The following is a 296-nucleotide window of genomic DNA, read 5'->3' as shown; positions in this document are numbered from 1 at the left end:
TAGAAACCTCAAACTAGAAACCTTAAACTAGAAACCTTAAACTAGAAACCTTAAACTAGAAACCTTAAACTAGAAACCTTAAACTTGAAACCTTAAACTAGAAACCTTAAACTTGAAACCCTAAACTTGAAACCTTAAACTTGAAACAAATAAAAAAGCTGCCAAAACATTAGAATGTTTCGACAGCTCCAAAAAAAAAAAAAAAATATAAATCTTTATCTCTAGAAAGAGTATGTTGTCGCAATTAAGGCGTAGAAACTACCACCTGTTGGCAATGCATTTTTATCTAAAAAGAT

Origin of the sequence: Flavobacterium sp. UBA4854 (assembly GCF_002399805.1) — a bacterium.
Lineage (GTDB): Bacteria > Bacteroidota > Bacteroidia > Flavobacteriales > Flavobacteriaceae > Flavobacterium > Flavobacterium ginsengisoli.
Note: the sequence above shows the minus strand (reverse complement) of the source record.